This window comes from Dendronalium phyllosphericum CENA369 (genome assembly GCF_016056275.1).
Classification (GTDB): Bacteria; Cyanobacteriota; Cyanobacteriia; order Cyanobacteriales; family Nostocaceae; genus Dendronalium; species Dendronalium phyllosphericum.
In genome coordinates, this window is the sequence record NZ_JAECZA010000007.1 from 70,797 (window position 1) to 96,069 (window position 25,273).

The 25,273-nt window shown below is 42.9% G+C and carries 23 protein-coding genes and 1 pseudogene; 8 read left to right on the forward strand and 16 right to left on the reverse strand.

Annotation, left to right across the window (positions count from 1 at the left end):
• Nucleotides 1-147: 147 nt before the first annotated feature.
• The 8 genes from I8752_RS03395 to gvpN all read right to left on the reverse strand — a co-directional run bounded on the left by I8752_RS03395 (nucleotide 148) and on the right by gvpN (nucleotide 7,446).
• Nucleotides 148-888 carry a gas vesicle protein GvpC gene (locus I8752_RS03395; RefSeq protein WP_214430922.1) on the reverse strand — a complete coding sequence of 247 codons (741 nt, stop codon included), beginning with the start codon at nucleotides 886-888 and terminating at the stop codon, nucleotides 148-150.
• A gap of 231 nt (nucleotides 889-1,119) precedes the next feature.
• Nucleotides 1,120-1,341 (reverse strand): gas vesicle structural protein GvpA, encoded by a 222-nt coding sequence (gene gvpA / locus I8752_RS03400; RefSeq protein WP_086756007.1) that lies wholly within the window; start codon nucleotides 1,339-1,341, stop codon nucleotides 1,120-1,122.
• Between the two features lie 238 nt (nucleotides 1,342-1,579).
• Nucleotides 1,580-2,269 carry a GvpL/GvpF family gas vesicle protein gene (locus I8752_RS03405; protein ID WP_214430923.1) on the reverse strand — a complete coding sequence of 230 codons (690 nt, stop codon included), beginning with the start codon at nucleotides 2,267-2,269 and terminating at the stop codon, nucleotides 1,580-1,582.
• Between the two features lie 193 nt (nucleotides 2,270-2,462).
• Complete coding sequence (locus I8752_RS03410; protein ID WP_214430924.1) at nucleotides 2,463-4,286, reverse strand: AAA family ATPase; 1,824 nt, start codon at nucleotides 4,284-4,286, stop codon at nucleotides 2,463-2,465.
• 314 nt (nucleotides 4,287-4,600) lie between these two features.
• Complete coding sequence (gene gvpF / locus I8752_RS03415) at nucleotides 4,601-5,371, reverse strand: gas vesicle protein GvpF (RefSeq protein WP_214430925.1); 771 nt, start codon at nucleotides 5,369-5,371, stop codon at nucleotides 4,601-4,603.
• A 137-nt stretch (nucleotides 5,372-5,508) separates the two neighbouring features.
• A complete protein-coding gene (locus I8752_RS03420) occupies nucleotides 5,509-5,943 on the reverse strand; it encodes a gas vesicle protein K (protein WP_214430926.1) in 435 nt (144 codons plus the stop codon).
• On the reverse strand, nucleotides 5,930-6,277 hold the full coding sequence (locus I8752_RS03425) for a gas vesicle protein (protein ID WP_214430927.1): 348 nt from the start codon (nucleotides 6,275-6,277) through the stop codon (nucleotides 5,930-5,932). Before I8752_RS03425 ends, I8752_RS03420 begins: the two co-directional genes overlap by 14 nt.
• Nucleotides 6,274-7,446, reverse strand: a complete 1,173-nt coding sequence (gene gvpN / locus I8752_RS03430; RefSeq protein ID WP_214430928.1) for a gas vesicle protein GvpN — start codon at nucleotides 7,444-7,446, stop codon at nucleotides 6,274-6,276. The genes I8752_RS03425 and gvpN overlap by 4 nt, the downstream gene beginning before the upstream one ends.
• Nucleotides 7,447-7,658: 212 nt before the next feature.
• On the opposite strand from gvpN, the gene I8752_RS03435 reads away from it, so the two are divergent.
• Together I8752_RS03435 and tnpC are read left to right on the forward strand one after the other, a co-directional pair.
• On the forward strand, nucleotides 7,659-7,910 hold the full coding sequence (locus I8752_RS03435; protein ID WP_099068605.1) for a gas vesicle protein GvpG: 252 nt from the start codon (nucleotides 7,659-7,661) through the stop codon (nucleotides 7,908-7,910).
• 226 nt (nucleotides 7,911-8,136) lie between these two features.
• Nucleotides 8,137-9,569: pseudogene (gene tnpC, locus I8752_RS03440) on the forward strand (IS66 family transposase).
• Between the two features lie 276 nt (nucleotides 9,570-9,845).
• Here the strand turns inward: tnpC and I8752_RS03445 are convergent.
• The 4 genes from I8752_RS03445 to I8752_RS03460 form a co-directional block, all read right to left on the reverse strand.
• Nucleotides 9,846-11,045, reverse strand: coding sequence for a DUF4159 domain-containing protein (locus tag I8752_RS03445; protein ID WP_214430929.1), 1,200 nt, complete (start codon nucleotides 11,043-11,045; stop codon nucleotides 9,846-9,848).
• Nucleotides 11,046-11,121: 76 nt separating this feature from the next.
• A complete protein-coding gene (locus tag I8752_RS03450) occupies nucleotides 11,122-12,231 on the reverse strand; it encodes a phage tail protein (protein WP_214430930.1) in 1,110 nt (369 codons plus the stop codon).
• Nucleotides 12,232-12,234: 3 nt separating this feature from the next.
• Nucleotides 12,235-14,445, reverse strand: a complete 2,211-nt coding sequence (locus I8752_RS03455; RefSeq protein ID WP_214430931.1) for a putative baseplate assembly protein — start codon at nucleotides 14,443-14,445, stop codon at nucleotides 12,235-12,237.
• Entirely contained in the window at nucleotides 14,435-14,857 is a 423-nt protein-coding gene (locus I8752_RS03460; RefSeq protein ID WP_214430932.1) for a GPW/gp25 family protein, read from the reverse strand. Before I8752_RS03460 ends, I8752_RS03455 begins: the two co-directional genes overlap by 11 nt.
• A 335-nt stretch (nucleotides 14,858-15,192) precedes the next feature.
• On the opposite strand from I8752_RS03460, the gene I8752_RS03465 reads away from it, so the two are divergent.
• Both I8752_RS03465 and I8752_RS03470 read left to right on the forward strand, forming a co-directional pair.
• Complete coding sequence (locus I8752_RS03465; RefSeq protein WP_214430933.1) at nucleotides 15,193-16,176, forward strand: Rossmann-like fold-containing protein; 984 nt, start codon at nucleotides 15,193-15,195, stop codon at nucleotides 16,174-16,176.
• A gap of 421 nt (nucleotides 16,177-16,597) precedes the next feature.
• Complete coding sequence (locus tag I8752_RS03470; RefSeq protein WP_214430934.1) at nucleotides 16,598-16,792, forward strand: hypothetical protein; 195 nt, start codon at nucleotides 16,598-16,600, stop codon at nucleotides 16,790-16,792.
• 436 nt (nucleotides 16,793-17,228) lie between these two features.
• Here the strand turns inward: I8752_RS03470 and I8752_RS03475 are convergent, their stop codons facing one another.
• Genes I8752_RS03475 through I8752_RS03490 form a run of 4 tightly spaced genes read right to left on the reverse strand, consistent with a single transcriptional unit; the run spans nucleotide 17,229 to nucleotide 21,817 of the window.
• Nucleotides 17,229-17,765 carry an FHA domain-containing protein gene (locus tag I8752_RS03475; protein ID WP_214430935.1) on the reverse strand — a complete coding sequence of 179 codons (537 nt, stop codon included), beginning with the start codon at nucleotides 17,763-17,765 and terminating at the stop codon, nucleotides 17,229-17,231.
• A 14-nt stretch (nucleotides 17,766-17,779) separates the two neighbouring features.
• The gene (locus I8752_RS03480) at nucleotides 17,780-19,906 is read right to left on the reverse strand and encodes a substrate-binding domain-containing protein (protein WP_214430936.1); all 2,127 of its coding nucleotides are present in this window, start codon (nucleotides 19,904-19,906) and stop codon (nucleotides 17,780-17,782) included.
• 46 nt (nucleotides 19,907-19,952) lie between these two features.
• Nucleotides 19,953-20,642, reverse strand: coding sequence for a LuxR C-terminal-related transcriptional regulator (locus I8752_RS03485; protein ID WP_214430937.1), 690 nt, complete (start codon nucleotides 20,640-20,642; stop codon nucleotides 19,953-19,955).
• Entirely contained in the window at nucleotides 20,636-21,817 is a 1,182-nt protein-coding gene (locus I8752_RS03490; protein WP_214430938.1) for a sensor histidine kinase, read from the reverse strand. The genes I8752_RS03485 and I8752_RS03490 overlap by 7 nt, the downstream gene beginning before the upstream one ends.
• A gap of 106 nt (nucleotides 21,818-21,923) precedes the next feature.
• Here I8752_RS03490 and I8752_RS03495 point away from each other — a divergent pair, with 106 nt between their 5' ends.
• The 4 genes from I8752_RS03495 to I8752_RS03515 all read left to right on the forward strand — a co-directional run.
• Nucleotides 21,924-22,076, forward strand: a complete 153-nt coding sequence (locus tag I8752_RS03495; RefSeq protein WP_214430939.1) for a DDE-type integrase/transposase/recombinase — start codon at nucleotides 21,924-21,926, stop codon at nucleotides 22,074-22,076.
• Nucleotides 22,077-22,860: 784 nt separating this feature from the next.
• On the forward strand, nucleotides 22,861-24,057 hold the full coding sequence (locus I8752_RS03505) for a sensor histidine kinase (RefSeq protein ID WP_214430941.1): 1,197 nt from the start codon (nucleotides 22,861-22,863) through the stop codon (nucleotides 24,055-24,057).
• Nucleotides 24,058-24,295: 238 nt separating this feature from the next.
• Complete coding sequence (locus tag I8752_RS03510) at nucleotides 24,296-24,943, forward strand: response regulator transcription factor (protein ID WP_214430942.1); 648 nt, start codon at nucleotides 24,296-24,298, stop codon at nucleotides 24,941-24,943.
• 129 nt (nucleotides 24,944-25,072) lie between these two features.
• On the forward strand, nucleotides 25,073-25,273 hold a 201-nt coding region (locus tag I8752_RS03515), incomplete at its 3' end, for a helix-turn-helix domain-containing protein (protein WP_214430943.1).

Here is a 25,273-nt window from a genome sequence, read left to right on the forward strand (position 1 = left end):
TAAAAAGATGGAAATATTGAATATGACAAAGCATAGACCAGCTTTAATGCTAATCGATTGCGTACTATGTCTGCTTCAGGCACAAAACACAAGCGACGATCCAACTGCTAGTCTGCAAATACAAAAAGTCAGCTTGAATCAAGTTTGTCAAGAAATTGCTTGTTGCCGAATAAAGTATTGGCGATCGCGTTGTTCTAGTACCCCTTGCTTGATCGAGGAGCGCAAGATATTTATCGTTTCCACCCGACTTAAGCCTATCACCTCTTCAATTTCTATCAGAGTAGCTCCTTGGGCTTGCTGAATGTATTGCAGTACTTTAGATTTAACAGCATCTCCATTCAAAGCAGGCGCTTTCTTAGTCATGGTATTGACGGCAGGACGAAAACCAGTGGCTTTAATTGAAGAACGGGAAATTGACCATTTTGGAACTGTTGCAACTAATTTCTCGTTTTTAGCAAGAGTTGGGGAAACTGTTGCAACTAATTTCTCTTTTTTAGTAGGAGTTGGAGAAACTGCTTGTCCGTGACTGTAATCTCCCCAAACACTGTTATGTAAGATTGCCCGAAAATTTTGCAAATCTTGGAATAATGCCTGAGCCTTTGCTGCCCGCTCTTGGCGGTATTCTTGCTGGTGTTGCCAGACATCTGTTTTCATCTGCAATGTTTCTAGTTGCCGCTCTACAATCTCTTGCTGAAATTGCTGCTGTTGTAACTTTCTGTTGTTGTGAAGACTGCTAACAAAACTGCTCAATTCTTGATGAAGCAAATCTGCTTGCAACTGCAATTCTTGTTGAGTTAACTGTTTCCATTGGTTAACTTGTTGACGGCGTTCAGCAGTTATTTGCAATCGCTCTTGTCGCCCTTGTTCCCATAAATTCTTGAGAGCCATCAGCTGAAATCTCCTATTTTGTTAACTAGAAAAATTAAATAGGAGTCATGAACAATACCTTCGCCAAAATTAGAGGATTAGAGCTAGAGAAAAAAACTAATTTCCTCAGACAGTAAAGGTTTCAAGCTTTTGAACTGGGTTTAAACTCATACCCCGAAACCATTATTTTGTGGGCGTTCTCAAAACTTGGTGAAGGTATTGATGAAGACTCCCTTTTTCTAATGTGATGTTTTAAGCAGCAGATGGAACAGCAGCCTGAGATGTTAAACCAACTGCTTCCGCATATCTTAAGTAAGTTTCAACTGAAGCAATTACAATGCGAGCTTCGACTGCTAGTAATTCAATACCAACTAAAGAAACACGTACCCAAGCATCAACTACAATTCCTTTATCCAAAATGCGGTCAATAACTTCAGCTAGACTAGAAGATGAGTTAACTTTTTCAACAGCCATTTTGTTTTCCTCACATAACTCTAATTATTGGTTTCATATTGCTCCGATCGAGCAGTAGGTAAAACTTACACAATGTGTTTTGTTCTTCCTGGATTTATTGTTCCCAAAAATATAAGATAAATAAAAGAAAATAAAAAAATACTAAAAAGTTAACAATATTTTTCTAGAAATAATTAAATAAAAAAATATCTCATCTTTATGGTTTCTTTGAAAACTTTAAATATCATTTTTTATAAATTTATATGAGAGTATTTTTCAGAAAATGATAGGGTGGTAGAGGTTCACTCAGTACCAATTGCCAGTGCGAGCATTGTATCTGCCAGAGGGAAAACTGCTGCGTACTGAGCGTTGAATCGTTGCGCTGTGCCAAAAAGTGGATTTGCCGCACATCTGGCTTTTGAGTTTCACAGATAACATTTGTATATGTTTTGAGAATTAACTGGTGCAAGAGTTCCCACTGTTCGCATTGTTGTGCTTGAAATGCTTGCTGTGTTTGGTAGCGTTGTTTTTTCGCTAACAAATAGGCTTTTCCTCTAGTATCAATAGTGTCAGACTCATCAAGCAGATCGCGGGGTGTAGCTTTTAAAGTGTACTCAACTTTGTCTCTTAGCTGAGTTAGGGTTTCTAGATATTGCTCTTGCTGCTCTTCTAGATGATTCAGCAGTTTTTCTTGCGAGGTAAAACCGCTCCCAAAGCGTAAGGGAAGAAGGGGAGTCTGTTGAAAAAGTTCTCGAATCACGCGATCGTGGTTTAATACAGCTTGAAGTAAATGCTCATCGCTTGCTTGTAATGCTTCCAGTGAGATTTCCGGCTCTACGATCGCGGCTAAACCAGAAGAGTAAACGAGTTCGGTATTCCTTTCCATCCCTACAGGTAGAACAAGCGGTGATGCGATCGGTACTAAAAGAGCATAGGCGTATATTGACATAAATTTGGGATATTTAAACGAACCGCAAAGGACACAAAGAAAAGAGGTATGGAGAAGAATTTGGCGCAGCTTCACAAAGAAAAAAAACGGTATAAGTAGCTTTCGCTTTGAACTTCTGCGTTTTTTCAAGTCAGCTAATCACGAAAAAATCTCACAACCAAACATCAAAAAGGTTTCTTTCCCCATTCCCTTTTTATTCAGATTGATGCTGATTAGCAAGCATCTGATATGTAACTTGAAAATCATCATTTGTAATCTGAATCAGGCTGGAGTCGCTTAATCCCTGGGCGCGGTATCGACGAATTGCGCTTAAAGCTGCTTGATTGCTTAATAAAGCCAAGTCTGCCCCATTCCAACCTTCGGTAACTGTTGCCCAGGTTTCTAAATCGACATCAACTAGGGGACGATCTAGATTGTGAACTCGTAAAATCGCTAATCGGCTGGCTCTATCTGGTAGATCGATTTTGATTTGTAAGTCTAATCTTCCGGCTCTAAGTAAGGCAGGATCGAGGGTTTCTGGACGATTGGTTGCTCCTACTAACAATACTTTCGGGCATTCATGCAACCCATCCAGTTCGGTGAGCAGTTGACCGACAACGCGATCGCTAACTCCAGAATCACCACTAAATCGTCCCCGTGCTGGTGCTAAAGTATCAATTTCATCTACAAACACAACGCAAGGTGCTGCTTGTCGAGCTTTGCCAAAGAGTTCTCTGACTGCTTGTTCTGCGGCTCCTACCCATCGACTGAGTAATTCCGGGCCATTCACAGCAATAAAGTTAGCTCTACCTTGGGAAGCGATCGCTTTTGCAAGTAATGTTTTTCCCGTTCCCGGCGGTCCCCACAACAGAATCCCACGGGGAGGCTTGGCTCTGGTTTGTTCGTATAGTTCAGGGTAAAGGAGTGCGCCCTCTACAGATTCTTGAAGTTTTTGTTTCACATCATCCAAACCACCAATGTCATCCCAACTGACACTTGGTGCTTCAACTGCTACAGACCTGAGAACTGAGGGTTTTATCTCCTTAATTGCTTCGAGAAAATCCTGTTGCATGATAGTCATGTTTTCAGGAATGGAACTGTTGAGCGAAGGGACTTGACGACGAAGGGCAATGTAGGCTGCTTTTTGACAAAGTGCTTTGATATCCGCACCGACAAAACCGACGGCCAAATCGGCGATCGCTCCTAAATCAACCGCAGTCTCCAAAGGCATGGCATTTGTTAAAATCGTGAGAATTTCCAATCGTCCGTTGCGATCGGGAACGCGAAAATGAACTTCGCGATCGAAGCGTCCCGGACGACGCAGGGCCGGATCGAGATGATCGGGACGATTTGTTGCCGCTAGTACGAGTACGCCCTCGGTTTTAGCAAACCCATCCATTAACCCCAGCAACTGCGCCACTAGTCTTTTTTCAACTTCGCCTTCTACTTGGCTGCGATCTGGGGCGAGACTGTCAATTTCATCAATAAATATCAGACAGGGAGCAGAACGAGTTGCTTTCTCAAAAATGCTTCGCAAACGAGCTTCTGCTTCCCCGTAATACTTGCTCATCACCTCTGGCCCATTGATGGCAATGTAGTTTAACTCTAACTCTTCTGCTAAAACGCGGGCTGTTAAAGTTTTTCCCGTACCGGGGGGGCCAACTAGCAAAACGCCACGCGGAGGCTCTAACCCTAATTTCGCCAATAAATCTGGACGTTTTAGGGGAATTTCAACTAACTCTCTGATTTCTTTGAGAACATCAGCCAAACCACCGATACCTTGCCAAGAAGCTTTTGAGTTCGTCTTAGCTGATGGGGGGGTGACATCAGCATCATCCATTGGTGTAGCTGCATCGGTGGAATTGGATCGGACTCGACTGGAATTATTTGTTCTCGGAATATTGCCTTGTCGGGGAATACTACTGAGATTATGAGAGCGAATTTGAATAGAAGTTTTTAACTCTCCTTTCTCTGCTTTTTCTTCTAAAGCTTTGGCAATTTCTAGTAGCTGTTCAAATCCTTTAAATATGTCGTCCATTGATTTTACTTAGAGGTTGTTTGAAAAGAGTTTCGTTGCGATTTTAGGCACTCTTAGATCCCCCCTAACCCCCCTTAAAAAGGGGGGAGCTAGAATCAAAGTCCCCCTTTATAAGGGGAGCCAGTACGGTCTTGGGGGCTTACCCCATGATCAACTGGCATGGATTTAGGGGGATCTAAAACGTTTTGCTACCTATAAGAGGAATTTTCAAACATCCTCTTAAATAAAAGGCAGAGAAAAATTTAATTTCCAATTTAATTTGCAAAAAAAATTAAAAGTTTCAATAATTTTTGATTTTCAATTTTTATTGCTGTTTAGTTGGAACTGAATAATCGCAGACGAGCAAAGTTAAAGGGAGCGGTGAAATTGTTGTAGCGAATTCGCAAACGTTCTTCAAATTGGCGATCGAGTGCTTCAACCTGTTCGCTAAATTGTGATTCTGCTTCCCAAGGAATTAGGTAAGCTGCGTTGTAAATCATTGTGTCCATTTGGGGATTATTTTCCACCACATCGATCGCAATGGAGTTGAGCGTGCCTTGAAATAAATTTATGATGCCTTGTTTGCGATCGCTCATTCCTTGTTCGATGGCTTGTCCTATTTGGATTACCTGCTCTATATTCAGAGGTTGACCCACTAATTTATCCCTTTCGGTTTTGATATCTGGATTTTCTGCTAACAATCCCTGAATTTCTGCCTCGGTATCCCAAAAAACTTTGACACTAACTTCTCGGCGGCCGGATAACTTGGCAAGTAATTGCGTCAATTCTTCTTGATGAGGACGAATTAATTGTTGTGAAAACGTTTCCCAGCTAGAAACCAAAAGTCCAAATTGTACAGGAAGTAAATTGCGTTGGCGTAGCCCGTCGTAGACATCGCCTGCTTGCATGATTTCCTCAAGGACTTTCTCATGACTTAGCAAGTTACGACGGCTTGCCAAATAACGCTCTTGCTGTGCTTCGGAGTAGATTACTGCAAAACCATCCAAAATTTTAATTTGTACGGGTTGCCGATCTAACCCTTCCAAATTTAAGTTTTCTGGAGCAGGCAAGGTCAAAATTCCATAAATGTAAAAGCCATAACTCATAGAAATGTATTACCAATAACAATGTGGATAAAAAGTTACACCAAAATGGGATAGCAAGTATTGTTTTAAATTCTTGGAACACCTTACTAGTAAAGGCTTTTAATCCAAAATCCAAAATCTAAAATCCAAAATCGGTATTACAGGGGTTTAGAGGTGAGTACTAATCTTAACTTGGCATGAACTAAGTTCAACTGAGCCAGTCCTAAGTCCAAGTCACCTTCAACTACTACACCCGTATTTAATAGGCGATCGAGGAGTTCTAGAATAGAGGGTTGACTAGAGGTTTCGCCAGGGTAATACCCTCCAGATTGGGGAAGTAAAGTTCCCATTTCACCCAAGTTAATATTTAGCTCGGCTGGGTCAATATCAAAGACTTCGCAAAGCTTAACAACCTGTTGTTCTAGCTGTCGCAGGCTTTCGGCAGCCCGATCTAACTCAGAGTCGCTGAGGTTGCCAGCATCCATTCGCCGAATCACCTGAGCTTCCATGAGTTGGCGTATCAGTTCAACAACCGTCAGTAACAACGGTGCTAAACCTGAATCCGAATTTTTTGATTTGCTAATCGCCTGCATTCTGAGGATTAATAGGATTGAGTGCTTTGAGCGATCGCAGTTCTGTTTCTAGACTGGCAACACGCTCTTGAAGTTGTTGATTAGTTGTTAATAAGGAACGAGCTTGACTATTTAGATAGGGGTCGCTCTCCCACCAGTTAATTCCAATCTCTTTGGCTTTATCAACAGAAGAAATCAACAAACGAATCCGAATGTTGAGCAGTTCTGTAGAGCCAACGGAAACAGAAATATCTCCTGCGATCACAATGCCTTTATCTAAAACCCGTTCGAGAATATCTGCCAAGGTAGAACCCTGAGTTGCTGTAATAACTCCCCGGTTAGTATTAGTACTCATTTGTTTATTAAATGCCCAGAATCAAAAGCAACTGTTTGTGATACGTTTGGCGGCTCGGCATTGCCCTGCATTTGTACTAATACTCCCTGTTCTCTAAGAGACTTGAGTGCAGCTACAATTTGACTGCGATCGATCCCTAATTCTGCTGCCAAATCAGAGAAACGCCTTCCTGGAGACTTGCACAAGTAGTTATAGACTTCATACTCGTAAGGTACTCGTTGTTCCAATACAATCTGATTTTGGCTGTCTGGTATTATCTCTGCCGACTGAGATTGAGTATTTGTACTATGATACAATTCACGCAAAACCTCTTCCAGTAGCCGAGTTGCTTCCATACGAGGTTGATTTGTGCGAGTAAGCAGGATATCGGCACAAATATCTTGGAAGTTAGGCTCTTCAAAGTTTACGGAAATTTCGTGTTCGTGGCAGATTCTAGCGATCATTAGGCAGGAACGTAAGCCACCGCCTTGTCCAGAGCCAGAGCGACTCCAAAACATCCGCACTAAGCGCACGATTTTGTCTGCTTTCTCAGAATCTATGCCTGTTTTCTGAATTACAATCTCCTGCTGAGTTAGTTCATCAGGTGGAGGCATATCGATGGTAATAACACGATCCATCAAAGCATCCTGAGTTGCATGGACTCCACAATACTCTTGAGGATTTGATGTTAAGATTGCCCGAAACTGAGGATGAACCCGGATATACTCTGCTCGCTGTTGATTTGTTGGCAATACTAACAACCTCTCCTCAAGTACCGAAAGTAAAACGTTATTTACCTCCGGGTGCGATCGATTGAATTCGTCGTAAACCAGCGTAAATCCTTCTTTACAAGCTAGAGTTAATCGCGCATCAACCCAGTGTTGTCGGAGTTCATCCTCAACTTTGACAACGCTGTGGATGAAGTTATCAACAACCTTTTTACGGGTGTAACCTAACTGATTACCAATCAAGTCTGAGGTTTTAAACTCATCATCTCCAAATAAGAGGATGATAGGCTGGTTGAGCAAATCAGCTAGATGCATTGCCAGAGTAGTTTTTCCGACTCCGGCCGCGCCACGTAAATGTACCGAAAAACCTGACTGTAAATAGCGCAAAGCACGTTGAGCGATGCGTTGAATAGCAGGGGTATTGACAAATCGCTGGGGAGATGCATTTAATACTGTTGTCAAGCTCTAAGTACCTCCTCAATATGAATTTTATAAAAAAGTAATTTTTTGTACATCGGATATATAAAATACGGATGTCAATAAGCCTTAACTGGACTCAAATCCCACGCATTTTGGCATCAACACAAGATAAGTAATGTTTAATATTTATGTCATCAGCATGATTACGGTCTTGCGAGGACAATTTTAATAAATCCACATGAGTGTAAACTGATATGGTTCTGCGCTTTTTACTATTACCGATTACCGGCCCATTAATGGGTGTAACGTGGCTTGGGGAAAAAATTTTAGAACAAGCGAGTACTGAAATTGATGATAAAGAAAATCTCAGCAAGCAGCTTCTTGCACTGCAACTTGCTTTTGATATGGGAGAAATTCCGGAAGAAGAGTTTGAAATTCAGGAAGAAGCCCTTTTATTAGCGATTCTGGAAGCAGAAAAGCAGGAACGCGATCGGACACAAGAGTAATACCAATTCTCTAAAAGTCGGCTACAGATAGAGCCGCCAAAATATATTGCCTGCGAGCAGCCTGGACAAGGTATGCTCAATGCTCAAGGCTATACCACATCATGCGGTAGCCAGTGGACTAAGCGTTTTCTTTTTATAAGTCCAGACTTTTTATTCGCTATCCAGCGTAAGGATTCAGGTGGAACCTAGTTGACAAAGGAGACAGGAGTGCGAGAGCATCACTGTCATAAGCCAAAAGACAGTAAAAGCCATTCCAGAAGAAGAACTAAACCAATTGTCAAAGGAACAGTTGGTAGAAATTATCAAGGCGTTGCAAGAGGAAGTAGCACGGCTCAAACAAAGCTTAAAAATTGACAGTAAAACTTCATCAAAACCGCCATCTGGGGACATCTACAAAAAGAGCGAAAACAAAAAAGCACCACCTCAAGAGGAATCAAATAATCCCAAGAGAAAACCAGGCGGGCAACCAGGACATCAGGGGAAAACTCGTAAAGGTTTTGGCAGAGTAGATCGTTATGAAATCTTACGACCATTGAATTGTGTCTGTTGTGGTAATAAAGGGTTTGCATCTGTGGCAGTAAAAGTAGAAAAACACTCAGTAGCGCAATTAGTGGAAAATCCCATCGAAATAGTGGAGTATCAACGCCAAACCGATGTGTGTGAGTGCTGTGGAAATTTACAAACAGCGCAATGGCCACAAGACATCATCCCCGGACAAGATTTAGGGATGAGATTACAGGCGTTTTTAGGATGGGCAAATAATTATGCACATATGCCCTATGAGAAACAACAAGAAATGCTTTGGGAACTTGGGCAGATTGATATTGGGTTAGGAACTTTAGTAGCAACCAATGAACGAATACAACAAGCAATTGAACCGAGTGTTAGCGAATTAAGTAGTTGGGTAAAACAGACACAACCTAATATTCATGTGGACGAAACGCCTTGGTCAGTTAAAGGAGTCAAAGAATGGTTGTGGGTAGTGGCTAATTCTGAGTTCTGTTTATTTACAGCGGCTGATACTCGCAAAGCGAGCAGAATTATCAGCAATTTTAGGAACTCAATATCAAGGCGTAATTATCAGCGACGATTGAGCGTGTTTACAATGGCTATCCAGTTTTTGCCCAGCAGAAATGTTTGGCTCATCTACGTCGTCACTTCAAACAATTAATTCAAATTCCAGGTCTTCACAACCAAGCTATCGGTGAAGCTTTTATTGATTTAATTGATGAAGCCTTTAAAAATTACGCCCAATGGGTTGAAACTCTTGACTCCACTAGTTACAACGATTGGGTCAATCAATTCAAACCTAAATTACAACTAACGCTCAATCAGTGGATTAACTTGGCAGGGGCTACAGCAGGAAACCTTTTGCGCTCTTTACGCGATAAAGCACATCAGTGGTGGTATTTTCTTGACTACCCTGAGATTCCTCCTGATAACAATCAGGCCGAACGATCGCTTCGTTTGGCTGTGACAAAACGTAAAGTTAGTGGTGGCTCCCGTTCGATGCAGAGGTTTCAACACACTGCTAATTTGTTGACGGTGGTGCAAACCTGTCGTCGTCAAGGCAGGTCTGTAATTGATTTTTTTGTACAAGCATTACTAGCTGACTCTAATAATTGTCTGTCTCGCCCTTCTTTGCTTCCGCAATATTAGACCTGAATCCTTACCTTACTTCTTTGAACAGGTACTTTGTACTCTGCACAATATTCATCTATGAGGGCAACTGTTGGGTGAGCATCTCTTGCTAAGTGTTTCAGGATTTGGAACTCTACATCCATTGCCCCACTTACCTTTCAGGGTTTTCTTTTTTCTTCTTTTATTCAGAATACCCGGAAAGTGACAGAAAAGGGATAGTTACTAGTAATTATTGTTTACTCCCTCAGCTTAACAAGAATGACATTCCACTTGAAACCCTTAATCTGACTGAGTTTATGCAACAGTGCCCCCTTCAGACTGTAAATTTATCGTCTGTTTGCGTTTCCAAGCAAAATGTAGGATATTTATGCCTAACTCTTGAGCAGTTCTGATGTCAGTTCGCGATCGCTGCAATTGTTCGTCCAAACCCCATAATCCGCCCAGATTGCCGATCGCTAGAATAATTCCGCCGCCAGATAACAGTTGAATTCTAGTTCCATCCATTATTGGCAACGCAGAAAATAGAAACGGCTTTATCCGCAAGGGATGGTCGCGCCGAGCTTCTTGTAAAGACTTCAGTGGTGTTTGTAAATGTTGAGCTATTGTCTGGACTGATTGAATCAGTTCTGTACTCTGGGCGGGGGCATCGACCAGCAAAGTGCCTCCTGATTTCAGGTAGCTTGAAAGCTTCGAGAATTGAAGGTTATTTAGCGATAAACCCTGATGCCCAGTTAGATATAGCAGTTCGTAAGGATGGAGATCTCCATCCAAAGTGGCTCGCTCAACGGTTTCTGCACCTTTTAAGGATGGATAAATATCTTCAACTGCGCGCAGTAAGTAGGTGAGATTGAAAAAATTTCGGCTACAGTCTTCATCATCGGTGTTGATTTCAGCAATTTGAACTAAGCCTTGGGGTCTTGCCTGCGCTTGACGGCGATAACGCAAGTCTAAATCGCCGTATCCCGGAAAAAAGACATCGGCAGGTGTGCGGAGCAATTCCTGCTGGGACGATCGCAACAGGATGCGACAAAGCTCCACTTCTGACCGCTCAGGGGGACGGCTTCTCTCGTCAATTCTGAAGGTTTCCTGTACGACTTCGCGATCGGGACTTACCCCCAACCGATCGGGATCTCGATACTGAGCAACCAAATAAACAGTGACAGGTTCCGACTCCTTTAACTCGGTTGCGATCCGAAAATTGATTTGATGGGGCACGACAATCGGATTTCCTTCTAAATCGATGGCAATTCCTGGCTGAATTTGCACCCAGCGATTGTCTCGATATTGAGCGGCAACTTCTTCTGGGGCTGGAATTACCCGTACTCCTAACCCGCAAACAATCCCTGGCTGATTGATTGACTGATAGTGAAGATTTTGGCGTTTGCGCTGATAGTCATGGGCGCGTTGCCAACGCTCGGCAGTTAAGAGCAAACCATCTCTAACTTGTTGGCGTTGCATAGGAGCGATCGCTGGGTTGGGAAAAGGATGAGTCATAAAGATATTTGCAATTCAATACAATAATTAGGTTGAATAAGTTTTAGGTGAATGCTTAACAACGAGCTGTTTTTATCTAGTCTGTTTCTATCCGCAGGCTGTAAGAGCAGAATGCAGGTTTCTCTTGCTCGATTATTCGCCGGACAAGCTGCTCGTCGATTGGGCTGTTCGGCTGGGCGCGCAAGCGTACATCAAAGTGATAGGGCTTACCACCGCCAATAATCGCATCTTCTCCCACATGGGCTAATCCAAATACACATCCTTGACCAAAGGGTTCGGTGATGCTGATTGATTTATCTTCTTCTCGGTCAATTTGTTCGTCGAGCGGTAAACCCGTATATAAATGTAGATAGAATCGAAGTCCCTTACGGGTTCCGCGACAGCGATAAATTTCTACGGCGCGTCGAATCAGCCGCCTTTGATGGATTAAATCTAGCTGTGCATCAATTGGCCAGTCTACCCAGTGAGCTAAAAACGGCAGGAGCGCTTGAGGTGCAGTCAAAGGGTCTAGATGCGCCCACATTGAAGTGAAGCTATTCACTACCGGATCGAACGCTTGCTCGAAAATTTTGATGAAGCGATGAATGTAGTCAACTTCTTGATAAACTATCGGCAAAAAAGTAGTATAAGTACTCTGCGGTCGAACATTTAGCTCAAAGTTGGATTCTTGTATCGGATTTAGACTTGACCCTTGACTCAGGCTCAGACAACCTCGAAAGTTGAGTTGCTTTTCCTTACTCCCCTCAAGGGCATCTTGCCCCTCAAAAAAATCGTCAGGAATCAGAAACCATAAGTCAGCATGTCTGCTTTTCTTAGCAGCTACTTCTAGCGTTACCAAGTCGATGGCAGCCCCCATTGCAGTGTTTGACGTTTGCGCCACTGAGTTCTGCTCTGGGGCCGTCCCGAATTGAGGCGCGGTTTTAACATCCGTTTGCACCTGACACCATTCCAAAGGAAACGTCCCATCTAGCTTTAAGGTGAGGTGTTGAGGTTGAGACTCCCAGTTTTTAATCTCAAGGGCAACCCGACAGAGTTCTCCTGGATGAACCACAATTTCAGATTGGAGTTGTGAGCCTTCTGTGGCTTCAGTTCCCAGCATCCGACTACCCCCTTGGGAGGTGGTTGCAGAAATCTGCATCGGAGAAATCTGAAGACTAATTGATTTGGAGGTCAGTGCTGGCATCATACCCTAAATCCTCACCGCAGATTGGTCTGTCAGAACATTCACAACATGTCCTGTGCGCGCCTGCGGATCTGCCCAGGAGCAGAATAAACCCAAGGAGCCGGGATCTATATAGTTTACAGGCGTTGTTTGCCGCTCCCAAGATTCTCCATTTTTTTGAATAGGAAACAGTAAAATAGCGCCCAAATATTGAATTCCTGCTATTTGCTGAAGGAGAGCCATTATGTCTGACGGATAAAGGGGGCGACCAAAGGGCCAGCCCGTCATCTCTGGGCCGCCAGTTAAAGGATTGAGGTAGCGATAGAGCGCGATTTTGAGTTTTTGGATAATCTCGGCCTGAGCGCTTGGGTTCTTATAGGCAGGCTCTAAGGTGACTTCGGCTTGAACCGATATGCCCACATAGTTAGGCTGCTCTAGCTGTACCTGAATCCCTAGCAAACGTCTTTCGTCTAAATAGTGCAAGACCCGATCGCGCAGAGCCGAATTTAAATTAAAGTTTTCTGGAGCAATCCCGCGTCCTAAGTCAATCAAATCGGTATTGGCTTGAGGTACAACGCACACGCTGACGCTCCCAGCGGTTTGATTTGCGGACATCGGTAAGGTCAAGGCACGGGCTAAAGCCCCGCCGCTGCCTTTGAGAGTTAAGGCTTCAAAATCAGCAGCCGTGATGGCTCGGTCGTGCGATCGCAGCATCTGCGGCGCTCTCAAGACGGCTCGTTCTAAAGACTCGGCATCAGCACCATTGACGGCAGCATGATGATTGGTCACGCGGTCTATATAAGGAATTGCCGTCTTCATAAAACTTAGCTTGTTCGCCTGCACGTTTCCTTGTTTACCGCCCCCAGTACGATAGGTAAACATAATCTCAGCACCACGGGGAGGAATTGCCCCATACTGTTGCTCAATCATTTGCTCGTGCAGGTCTCGACTGGGCGATCGCTCTGCTGGTAGTACTTGCTGTTGATAAGCACGAGTTTGGGTTTGCTTTTTCAGCGTTTGAGGTTCGCGGATCAACGGGCCAAACTGAATAGTACCTGCCAAGGCATCAACGACATAATGCCGATCTTGGGGGGTTGAGTCAGCAAAGTCTTCCACCTCCTGCCAAATTTCGGGAGGCTTCCCTAGGGGAAGAATAAGCAGTTGCTCCCCTCCCCGACGCTCTAGAATGGGTGCAGTCTCAATTTCAAAGCTCTGCCCTGGCTTGCCGTTGCTGATACCTAATATTTCCTCCTCTACCAGAACGCACTGATTAGCCTGCACCGATCCGCCAATGGAACGCATGGCAATTGTTTTAATCCGAGGAGAATTTGCATATCCTGGCTGGCGATTGCTAAATTCGCTGAGGGTGCAGCGAAGCCAACGACCTCGATAGGCAGCAAAACTGGCTGTAGGCCAGCGTTCGGGCAGATGTAGAATTACATCACCACTCTGCTCGAAGCTATCGTCATCTCCCGCATTCTCATCAAAGCTAAAGCCATTGGTGGTGTCGTCTGCTTCCCGCAAGAGTACCTTTACCCATGATTCGCCGTCCCAGGCTTCCCAACTACGGGGAGGATGCTTTGGATTGATGCCTGTAGGCGTACCTTGCGCTCCTGTGAAGGCGATCGCCAACACATTTCCTTCTAAGCTGGTATCAGGTTCAATTACGAGATAAAAGCTATTGCCAGACTGCGGCTTTTGCGGAAATAGTTCAAATTCGTGAGTTACTGTAAGACCGTCATGTTGACGATGCCATTGTTCGGTGCGATCGTGGAGCGATTGAGGAGTATTACCTGCATCTGGTGCGGACAATATATGTTTTATAGTCGGTTGAGCGATTATCAGGTCTCGATCGGTAGTAAAAATGATAGCTTCTTGAGTTTCAGTGCGCTCTGTTGCCACCTCTGTTCCGCGTGGGATGGTATAGTTTTCCAAAAAATGAGTGCTGAGGTAGAAAGTCAGCCTGACTTGAGCCGGAGTCGGCGGCTGTAAACGGATTCCCAATAGTTCTAGAAAAGCTACATAGTTTTTGCGGGGAATCTGATTGAATCGCATCAGCATCTGGTCAGTCAGCCAAGCAAATAGCTCGACCAGGGTAATCCCAGGATCGCTAATATTATGGTCAGTCCACTCCGGACAATAGCGGGGAATACGTAATAGGCATTCTTCTACTAAATCGTCAAAGTTGCGATCGTCCAGTCGAGAACTGGGAAGCCGAGGTAAAAAGTCAAAGTTCACTATTCTCCACCTCTGAAACTAAATAGAACGGATAAACAAAACTGTAGGGGTCGGGATAAGATTTGAGACGATAGTCAATGCTGATATTAACGCGTCCAGCAGTGTCGGGATCTGCACGAACTTCATCAACGTCAATTCGAGGCTCCCATTTTTGTAATGCTTCCAGTACGTAAATGCGAATTCTGAGTAAAGTATCGTTATTTAAGGGGGCAAAAGCTAGTTCTGATAGGCGACAACCAAAATCAGGACGGTAGACACGTTCGCCTAAATCAGTACGCAAAATTAACCAGATTGCCTCTTTGACTTTCTGAGCTTCAGCACTTAGCTTTAGTCCTCCCTGCACATTGCTTTGCAATGGGAAAGATAAGCCTGTACCTAAATACTTTGGCTGCTCGTCTGTTAGGTTTACCATGCTTATTGTCCCTAAAATTCAGGTATAAGTTTAGGATATCTGGCGATCGCACAAATTTTATCAGCCGAAGGTCTATATGCTTAGAAAAGGGCTGAAATTACCCTATAAATGTACCCTAAAACTAAAATCTAAATGCTCAAGCTAAACAATAATATGAATTAAAAGAAACTAACTTAAAGTCGCAATGAAATTGTTTGCTCAAGAGCTACGCTCTTATGGACTGTTATGTGAGCAGTAGGCAACAAGATATTCTCAGTCATCACTGTGTACTAGTAATAGAAAAGCTTTTTTGTATCATACAACCTTAGTAATTAATCAGTATAAGGATACATAAAATGGATCGTGAAGAAGAATCGAGAAAAAGAAAACAAAGGCCCTCTCCCGGTTCCGATAGCGGCGAAGAGGCTGCGAGGCAGAATCCAGGACAACGGAATACGGATAGGCAGCATGGGTCAGGAAGTTCGCCACAGTTTAACTTGGGCAATATACCTCATCGTCCTGCGCAACAACCAGCGCAAGAAGAGATACCAGATGCCCCAAGTGGCGTAGCAGCAGAAAGCTCTGGCCAACGTGTCAAACAGAGGTTGTTTGTAGGAGAAGGAAACTTCAGTGCCAGTTTAGCTATGGCGAAAAAGCATCCAGATACGGCACAAGGAATTCATGCGACAAGCTATGAACCAGAAAACCACGAACTTTTTAAAGAAGGTAGCGAAGCAGCGGCAAATATACAAGAATTACGGAAGATGGGAGCAAAAATCAGCCATGGCATTGATGCGACCAAGCTGAAACAGTATCATGGTGAGGAAAGTAAACTTGGTACTGAGAAGTTTGATAAAGCCTACTTCCATCATCCTCGTGGGAAGAGAAAAGGAAAATCAGCAAAGAAACTTTCACACAGTTTTGCAAAATCAGCGCTTGACGTATTAACAGATGAAGGAAAAATCCATTTATCGATACCCTCCAGTAAAACCTATGAGCAAGGAAATGAGCAAGGAAATGAGCAAGGAAAAGTACAAACAGCAGCGCATACAAGGAACAGCCGATATGGAGGCAAATTTGTCAGGGACACTCAGGATTTAGGCTACAAGTTACAGGAGAAGCGTAAAGGTATAAAGGAGAGATATGGATCGCAAGGATTCTCACATACAATAACTGGTAAGGCAGAAAGTCATGATAATCTCGTATCTAATGAATATGTATTCCAGAGAAGTGATAACAAAGGAGAAAAAAGTCCAAAAGAATATTCAGAAATAGATACAGGTTCTGGAACTGAATCTACCGGATCGGAGGAAAAAAGAAAGGAAGAAATGGAACAATAAAGTAAGAGTGAAAGGAAAAAAGCGAGTTTTGTAGAAAAAAATCGAATAACTGATAACAAGTCTAATCTACGGTTAAAAATCCGTATGTTAGGTTAATAGACCTGTTGCATGAATACGATTATCCCCTCAGATTGCAAGTCTGGGGCTACACAAACAAAGCCTGCCTATCGCGCTTGCACTGTGCTTCGCGCACCACGTAGGCTAAATGTATGATTGAAGTTGAAAAATCTAGTTTATACAGCCACCAATTCAATTCATTAAATATTCGTGCAAGAGGTCTATCTAGATATTGTTGACAAAAAACTCTTTTCAACTATTTCTAAAATAGACATAAGTCTATTCACATTTCATAGTCTACTGAACTAGTATCAACTTAATTGAGGCTACTCTCTAATATCGTTTCAACTATGAGGTGAAAATCATGGAGTCAATTGGATACTTTTTTGCTAGAGTTTTCGGCGGATTTCTTGATAGGCTATCAGATCAAATGAGATACAAAATAACCGATATTGCTGAATCTAAAATCAGAGAAGCAGTTGATAAACCATTTAATCAAAGTACAACAAACAACCAGCAAACAACAACCGAGCGCCAAGATAAAAACACCAAATATTAATTGAGAGTATGTCACTTCATTGAAAGAAAACTAGAGCAATGAAAACTGTCTATTAGTCCTAAATAAGTAAGGATAGATAGCCAGAAATCTGTAGCAACTCATTAAAGTGATGGATGAAATACCAGATAGTTCTAATATGGTTTTCTAACTTTTCGGAGAATGACAAGGTTTATCCAACCAAACGTGAAACTCTGTGACATAAAGTACAGTTAAATCTCTCAATGCTGTTAGTTTTACCACTGGTTTTGCTAACGGCTTTTTAGATTATGAAATTGTAGCAAAAAAGAAAGCGATCGCTTTCTTTTTTGCTATCTAATAATATTTTAAGCGCCCTGGTTTATGTTTTATCTCAGAAGAAAGTTGCAAAACTAATATTCTAACTCTAGATTCACTTGCTAACTAAACAAAGATGAGTTTCATACATTGCAATTTAAATTTAATTATCGCTTAACTCAACTTGTAAGCAAATCAACTGCTCTTGACCTAGCTGTAATTTATCTCCATGATTCAATGGATGGGGCGCTCCACGAGGTAATAATTTATCATTAAGGTAGCTACCATTGCGGCTATCATCAACAATCATGTAAGCTTGTTGAGCAAGATCCCAGTACAGATGAGCATGGGTGCGAGAGATGATACCTGCATGGGGCAGTCCTGTTAAATCTATGTCAGGTCGCATACCGTTAGCTAGACTTTGACGACCGATGGTGCCAGACTCCCTAAGCAATACAAAACTTTGTTTGTTGGGATGAAGCAACTTCAACTGAGGACGTTCTTGGTTATTGATTTTTGATGATAACTGAGGCGAAGGAGCCGAAATTTGAGCATGGTGGGCTGCCGAGGCTACCATAGCAGGGGCTTGTACTGCCTGTGCTAAGGAAGTACCGCACATTGGGCAAATCTTAGCGTTGTGCGGTAGTACCTGATTAAAGAAAGAGCAGCTTGGTTCCGGACAACGATGAGTTTGGGCCATAGTAATTGCGCTTCCTAACGATTGCGAATAGATGACGATAAAGTGTAGTTTTTAGGTGCAGCTTGCAGTGGCACAAGACCTGCTTGCTGAAGGAGATACTGCCCATCTTGAGTTTTAAGAAAATTAGCGAAGAGCGGCCCCGATACATGCCCAGGCAAATTATTATCTCTAGGATAGGCAATAATTAACGACGTGCTGAGTGGATAGGTTGCCGTATGAAAAGCCGATATATTAGGCAAGGGCTTTTTCTCTAGACAGAGATTGTCTGACGGAGAAATAGGTTGCATTGTGCCGTTGGTGGTTTCTCTCAGCAGGGGTTGTACTGGGTCTGCATTTTCTTGGGCAATAGCTAGGGGGTAAATCTTGCATTGATCCCAGGTTTGGGTCAACAGTCCGAAACTAATTGAGCCAGCTTCAGTTTTTTGCGCCTGCTTTTCTCCAACTGCGATGGAGCGCAAGGTATCAAAGGTTGAACGTTGCTCAATCTGATTAAATTGGGCAATCAGACTCGGATCGTTGCCTAAAACTTTTTGTTGGAACAGGTGTAATGCTTCAGGTTCCTTCGGTCGATAGGGTTTAATCGGCAGGTCAGGAAAATTTGCACCTAGCTGTTTCCAGTTGGTAAGTCGCCCTGTAAAAATTTGCTGCAATTGGACAAGACTAATCTTGCCTTGCAACGCACTTGGTAGATTTTGACTTTTATAGGCAGGTACATAGACTAAAAGACCATCGTAGGCAATGGTTTCTTGAATTAACCCTTCAGGCAGTTGGGTTGATAAACTGACGATCGCAAAATTTGCCTTGGCGTTTGCTGCGAGAACTTCATCGAGTGGAAACTGTTGAGGGGCATAAGTTCGGTAGCTAAAAATAGCTGCCGTATCTAACTTGGGCTGGGTTAGGAACTCTCTAATTTTGCGATCGCTTGCGGGCTTCTTGTCCAAGACTATTGTCCAAGTTCCCAGCGCTTCTCCTGTATAGGGATACTGTCCTGGCACAATACCATTAACATCTGCAAACGATGGCAAAAGCTGCTTAAAGCTAGTCATCTCTGCATAAGAATTTGACATCAATCGGGGCAATAGCAACCACAATAGCCCTCCCAATAGAGGCAAAGCAAGTAAACTCAAAAGCCAATACTTGCGAGATTTCGATTTCGCTGGCGATGGGTTAAGATTTCCTTGAAAACCAGCAACCGTTTCCGGTTGAGGCAGTTTAATCAAAGCTTGACGTGCCTCTGCCGCAGAGTTGAACGGAGTTTCTAACCCTAGCAAACGAAGCAAAAAATCTTTCAGGGGCGGATCGTCTTGGGGCCAGTGTTGAGCCTCGCGGGGATTTAGGGGTGTGTCAGAGCCAGAGTGAATCCCTTCAGCCGTCCAGAGAGCAAACGCGATCGCTCCCAGATCGATTAAGTCTTGTTGCGGTAACAACACTTGGGGCGGGGCGGGGACAAAAAGCTGCTCCCAGGATGCCAGATCGCAGATATAGACATAGCCGTTATCGCTGATAACCAAGCTGTCAAGCCCCAAGTTGCCGTGGGCAATTCCTGTTGCTTGGGAGGCAAAACTCGATGGCTGACTATGGAGGAAATGTAGCGATTGTAGCGTTTGATTTAGGACTTGTCGCACTCGCGATGCCCAAAAGGCTCCTGTCTCTGTTAAAGCCTGCTTCAAGGTAGGAAGTGCGGCGATTTCGCCGGAAAAAATCAGATAGACGCGATCGCTAGATGAATCGGCAATGATATCTGATGGACTGACCAAGCGAAACTCCCGAGCCTTTGGGGTAGTTAAATTGCCCTTGGTGACTCGATCTAAGGCTGTTCTGCGCTGTTGTGCTTCTACAGCATTAAAATATTGCTTAGGCAGTAAATACTCCTTCACTACAACGGATTGACCATTGCTAGTCTGAGTTGCTTTGTAAAGCCGTCCCATTCCCTGAGACCTAAGTATTTCAGAAATGCGATAAATGCCTAAGCTGCCCCGGAGTTGAGTTGGAACTGGCAATGTCGTGGGGAATCCGCATTCCAGACAAAACTTAGCACCCGGTATCTTCTCAGTAGTTTCTATCGGCTTTCGACAGCCCAGAGGCGCATTTTCGGTACATTGGTAGAATTTAGCTAGCGTATTAGAATTAACAATAGGCATAAAATATTCTCAGTATTTAGGGCTAAACCAAAATGATTGAACGCAATTACGATTGAATCAGATTCATCTTGATGGCTACCACAATGGCTTGTGTCCGACTTGTTACTTGTAGCTTTAAAAAAATATTAGTAAGATGAACCTTAACAGTAGCCACTGAAATGTAGAGTTGCTTGGCAATTTCATCGTTTGAGGCTCCTTGAACGAGCCAATATAAAACATCGTTTTCTCTCTCGGACAGGTTGCAGGGCTGACCGAGCTGTGAGGGTAATGAGGCTTGGGTTTTTTGGAATTTTCTAAAGAAGCCAGTGGCAACTTCAGGTGGTAAATAGATTTGGTTCTGCATAACAGTGGCGATCGCATCTAGCAACTGCTGTGCAACCTGACCTTTAAATACATAGCCATTCGCCCCCAATTGCATAGCTTGATAAATCCAGTAGTCTTCTTGATGACCCGATAGAACAAGGGTTTTACTCGATGCATTGCTGTCTCGCAGCTGCTGTAAAAGGGAGAGACCATCTCCCTCAATTAATTCCATGTCAATTAGAATTAAGTCGGGAGTATGTTCCTTGGTAAGGGATAAAGCCAGAGCGGGATGATCCGCTTCTCCAATCACGTTAATGGCTCTATCCTGAATCTGAGAAAGGCTGAGGAAAGTTCTGATTCCAGTCCGAAATTGGCGATCGTCATCGACTAAAAGTGTCGATAGGGTTTTGCTTTGTTCGACTTGGCTTAACATGCGGCATTCTCCTTTGATAAGTCAATGGATGAAATCAATCGAGGTAGGCTGATGGAAAATTCTGCACCTTTTTGGGGTGCATTTCTTGCCCATAGTTTTCCTCCGTGGTCGAGTACAATTTTTTGAGCAATGGCTAATCCTAAACCTGTTCCCTCTGAACGACGAGTATAGAAAGGCTCAAATAGCTTCTGTAAATCCTCTGAGGAAAGACCGGGGCCTTCATCTCTCAAGGTGAGCAAAACATCGCCCTGCTGCTCTTGCCAATCAATGAAAATTGTTGCCCCTTGGGGACTAAAATGAATAGCATTACTCAATAAATTAGCGATCGCTTGTTTGATTTGAAGTGGATCGACTTTCAAAGTCAGCGAGCGATCTGTGCAACAAACCTGAATATCTTTCTCTGAAATCCAGCCTTGAAAATCTTCTAGCGTTTTATAAACGAGACTACGGAGATCCTGCGGTACAATCTGCAACTTTTTACTGCTTGCAGACTGCATAATCTCAGTGAGAGTTTGATTTAAGCCACGAGCAGTCTGGCAAATAACTGAAGCTTGTTCTTGCTCTTTACTCGTAGGCAAAAGACGACTGAGATTATGAGCGTAGAGATTAATTAAACCCAAAGGATGACGTAATTGATGCCCCACTCGTTGAATAAGATGTTCTAAAATTTGAATCTTCTGGCGGTGTTGCCAGTTTTGTTGATGTTCGTCTAAATATTCACCGATACTGGCAGCCGTTCGCTTGATGAATTGCCGATGAGTATGTGATAAAGGCCCGTTAGCAAATAATAATAAGTATTGATTAGATTGACTTGATTCACCAAAATGACAATAATAAAAGCCTTTTTCTATTGTTTCTGAATCAATCGGCTTTAGTGCGAGAGCGGATGAAACACTAGTTAACCAACCTTCTCTCTGTAAGTAAGCTAGGGTCTCTTTCGCAAAAGCAAAAGGCATTTGAGAGGCTTCAAGAACTTGTTGACTGGACATCTGCGGATCTTGATAAACCACTCTCGTCCATTGAATCTGCGGTTGAGCTGCTAGTTGATCGATCTGTAGCTGTAAGAAATGCTTTAGTTTTTGGGTGTAATACTGGGGAGTCCCTTTTTCTGACTGAGGACTCAAGTTTTTTAAGAGTTTGAGACCTATGCCTGGGTTATCTATGAGACTATCCATACTTCCTCCAGATTATATGCTGTACTTCTCTGTGACAAAAAGTGAATGAGATGGTAAGGCAGCAGAATGGTTTTTCCGCAGAGTCTTGAAAGCATTTCACACCTAATTGCCGCACGTCATTACAGTGGATAAAAATGCAGCTTACTTAAAAGCTATCAAGACATTGAAAGGCGATGAAACACTAGAACAGACAACCCAGTTGCGGCAAAAGAACATCATTGAAAAAACTCATCGACTCTTTGTTTACGAGCAAGCATAATTAACGACTTAAAGCTAAAGCCGAATTTACACTTCTGTATTACTCATTGGGATAACTAAAATCAGAATATGCATTCTTTGAGATCGGCTGACGCAAAAATTGTCTAAAAGCTTAATAGACAACGCTTATTCACGCAAAACACCATCTGAGCCTATGACTTAGCGGTGGAGTAAGTACATACGTACGTTTAAAGGATGTCCTCGAAAAAACTCCATTCCTACCCCCAAATCCAAAGATAAAGTCATTTTCTTCCTTGCCATCAATAAAGTCGTTGTAGGCTGTACCAAAAGCGATATTATTGCCGTCGTTTCCAATCATCTTCGACATAGTTCTCCTTGAGAATTGCAAATTAATCTTGTGCGAACTGCATTTATCGTAGAGATTCAGCCAAAGATAAACATCTGAAAAACGTCTCGCATTCCACCACAACTAATTAGATAAATTATTTATGACTTTAGTTTTGTGCTAAGTAAATATCTCTATATCTTTCGTTGTGGGTCAAAACATCTATTACAACGAAAGTTATAAACATCTGAATTGCTATGGTGCTAAAGATAAAGTTAAGAGTAGAATGACGCTAAGTTTAGTTATTTGTTGAGGCAAGCTAGGTGAGCGGGGGTACTGGGGGAGACAATAAAATCAAGCTACTTATTTAGAAGTATAGTAGTAAGAGTTACTAGTAATTGCGCTTTACTCTCCAAGCCTCCCCATCTCCCCCAGCTTATTTTAGTGAGATTAAGTTAAGAGTATTTAATGAAAGAAAGCTTTGCATCCAGGTACTTCTATGAACCTGTTACTTTCCATCCGCCCTAATCCTTTTCGCTTTTTGCTTTACACCGAATGGGTGATGCTCATCTGCTGTGCTTCACTCGCTGTAATTGAAGGTCTAGAAAACCGAGGTATACCAATTCAACATGTGCTGATCTTGGTCTTGCTTGGTTTAATGGGTTTGAGATTACCAAGCGGTCGTCTCTGGGTCAAAGTGTTATATACTGCGATCGCAATTACTTTGATTTTTAGCGGCACAGCATTGGGATATCTCCATATATTGCCAACGCTGTATCTAATTGTGATGATTCGCAGTTGCTTTTTGTTTGGATCGTGCGGGCGCTTAATTGTGGCAGGTTTGTGCTTTATTCTGTTTTTGGTACATCAAGAACAGTATCTTCAAAGCGTTATCCTGGCAGTGCCACCGGAACAACAACAGCGATTTTGGATGCATCAATTGGCAGAAATGTTGATGTTTGCATTGGGATTATTCTTAGTTTTGCAATTAGTAAATATATTGCTCATCGAGCAAAAGACGCGCAAACAACTCAGTGTTGCCCACGAGCAACTGCAACAGTATGCTTTGCAAATAGAAGACTTGGCGGCTGTCCAAGAACGTAACCGCATCGCCCGCGAAATTCACGATTCTTTAGGTCACGCGCTGACAGCTCTCAACGTGCAGATCCAAACAGCAATCAGACTTTGGTCTGTTAACCCAGCTTCGGCCGAGTCATTTCTGACTCAAGCTCAACGGCTAGCAGAAATAGCAATGAAGGAGGTGCGCCAATCTGTGAGGGCGTTGCGAGAAGATGTGCCAGACGAGCAACCTTTAGAAGATGCGATCGCATCTTTGGTGGAAGATTTTCGTCAAAGTACTGGTTTGTTTCCCACTACTAAAATCAAGTTAGAAGTAATTGTACCACTGGCTGTAGTCAGGACTTTATATCGAATTGTTCAGGAAGCCTTGACTAATATTTTCAAATATGCAGAAGCTACAGAAGTCAAAATTGAGATCGTTGCAACCAACGACAGTATAAACCTGCGAGTTGAGGATAACGGTAAGGGATTCAATTTCAACGAAAAAATTACTGGATTTGGCATTCAAGGGATGCGAGAACGAGTCGCTGCCTTAGAAGGTGACTTTCATCTGGAAACCGAGCCTGATTGTGGTTGTAGGATAATAGTTAAATTGCCATTGCGGCCAGACAGTTGAGACTGACGCAAACAGAAGTTTGAGCGGGGGTTTTTGCCGATGGCTTCGCTAACGACGAACAGAACTTCAGGGGACAGGAAGACGCTAATAGCGCAGGGAATTTTTTGAACAAGCGATTGAGCAGACATGATATGAGGAGTGTTTAAGATAAGTAAATATATCTAAAAAAATAATCCGAAATTCTATTCCTCATATTGGTAGATTAAATAATGTTGACCTAAGTAAAATCGCACCTGACATGATTCGCTTGTTACTGGTGGACGATCAAAGTTTAATCTGCCAAGGTCTGAAAGCTATGCTAACGCTGGAACCAGATTTGCAAGTGGTAGGAACTGCTGATAATGGTGAAACAGCCATTGAGCAGGTAGCTGCTTTACAACCGGATGTAGTGTTGATGGATGTGCGTATGCCTGTGATGGATGGCAGAGAAGCCACACGGATTATCTGTCAGCAATATCCACAGACCAAAGTCTTAGTCTTAAGTACATTTGATGATGATAGGTATGTCGCCCAGTCCATCCGTGCGGGAGCGAAGGGCTATTTACTCAAAGATATGCCTTCGCAAGAGTTGGCACAGGCGATTCGGTTTGTGCATTCGGGATATACTCAACTAGCTCCAGGACTAATGGAAAAGCTCATGGCTAATGTCCCAGACCCAGAGACTGTTACATCAAAGCCAGTCCAAAAAGAATTAACTGAATTAACTCCACGCGAACAAGATGTGTTGAGCTTAATTGGCCAAGGCTTAACTAACCGTGAAATCGCTAAACAACTTTACATTACTGAAGGGACGGTGAAAACCCACGTAACTCACCTTTTAAACCGCCTCAATTTGCGTAATAGATCGCAAATGGCGATTTATGCTAACTCTGTTTGTACTTCTTAAATTTTTTTGTAGTCTTATCGAAAATGTTGAAGAATTTGCTAATTGTGTTCGGGGTCATTGGCGAATAAAAAACTCATATCATGTTCGGATAATTACTTATGATAAAAGTAGGAATAAAAACGATGAACTATGCCGAAACGAATTAGTATAGCCAGGCATTTAGATATTGCTGAGTTAGAACAGCTTTACCGTCAGGGGAAAGACCCAGTAGAAAGTCACCAATACCAGATTATATGGTTACTAGCACAAGGAAAAAAGACGGAAGAAGTAGAAGAAATAACAGGCTACAGCAGAACATGGATATACGCATTGGTTAAACGGTACAACAAG